This window comes from Mesorhizobium sp. M7A.F.Ca.US.005.03.2.1 (genome assembly GCF_003997795.1).
GTDB lineage: Bacteria > Pseudomonadota > Alphaproteobacteria > Rhizobiales > Rhizobiaceae > Mesorhizobium > Mesorhizobium ciceri.
The window spans coordinates 1-1,188 of the sequence record NZ_RZRP01001275.1 but is presented as its reverse complement, the minus strand read 5'-3'; the positions used below and the strand labels follow the sequence as shown (position 1 = coordinate 1,188).

The 1,188-nt window shown below is 63.0% G+C and carries 1 protein-coding gene and 1 pseudogene; both read left to right on the top strand.

Annotated elements, in window-relative coordinates:
* The coding region (locus EN991_RS36975) for a fumarylacetoacetate hydrolase family protein (RefSeq protein WP_245461185.1) at positions 1–999 on the top strand (999 nt) is incomplete at its 5' end.
* Positions 1,000–1,003: 4 nt separating this feature from the next.
* A pseudogene (locus EN991_RS36970) lies at positions 1,004–1,188 on the top strand (hypothetical protein); the annotation flags it as partial.

Here is a 1,188-nt window from a genome sequence, read left to right as displayed (position 1 = left end):
TTGAAGGACGGGACGCGCGACGGGAAACTCGTCGTCGTCTCGCGCGACCTGACACGCTTCACCGACGCCTCGTTCCTGGTTCGCACGCTGCAGGCGGCGCTCGACGACTGGCGGCGCATCGCCCCGCATCTCGCGACAATAGCGGAATCGCTTGAGAACAATGCGATGCCGGCGGAGCGCTTCCACGAACATGACGCCCATTCGCCGCTGCCGCGTGCCTATCAATGGGCCGATGGCTCGGCTTACGTGAACCATGTCGAGCTGGTGCGCAAAGCGCGCGGCGCCGAGATGCCGGCGAGCTTCTGGACCGACCCGCTGATCTACCAGGGCGGCTCGGATTCTTTCATTCCGCCACGTGATCCGATCCGCACGGCTGACGAAGCCTTCGGCATCGACATGGAGGGCGAGGTCGCTGTCATCGTCGACGATGTGCCGATGGGTGCAAGCCTCGAAGAAGCAAAGGCAGCGATCCGACTGGTCATGCTGGTCAACGACGTTACGTTGCGCGCGCTCACCGGACCGGAACTGGAGAAAGGTTTCGGTTTTTTCCAATCAAAGCCGTCCTCGGCGTTTTCGCCGGTCGCTGTGACGCCGGACGAACTGGGTGATGCCTGGGACGGCGGCAAGGTCAGCCTGCCGCTGCTTGCCGATCTCAACGGCAAGCCGTTCGGCCGCGCCAATGCCGGTATCGACATGACCTTCGACTTTCCTGCGCTGATCGTTCATGCAGCAAGGACACGGCCATTGGCCGCCGGCACGATCATCGGTTCCGGCACCGTCTCCAACAAGCTAGACGGCGGGCCGGGCAAGCCTGTCTCGGCCGGTGGCGCCGGCTATTCCTGCATCGCCGAACTGCGCATGATCGAAACCATTGTGTCGGGCGAACCCAAAACGCCGTTCCTGCGCTTCGGCGACACGGTGCGCATCGAGATGAAGGACAAAACCGGGCATTCGATCTTCGGCGCCATCGAACAGAAGGTCGAGAAATACGAGAGGTGAGGGCATGACGGGGGGCTATCTGCTTGCTGGTGTCTGGGCACTCGCCATACTGGCGGTCTTCATCCAGGCGATCCGGCTGAGCTATCGCATCGAGGCGCGATCGCCCGACCTGACCAACCGCAGCGGCTTTCCGCGCAAGGCGATGATGTTCCACACCATCACCAACATGGACGTCGCGCGGGACGCGGA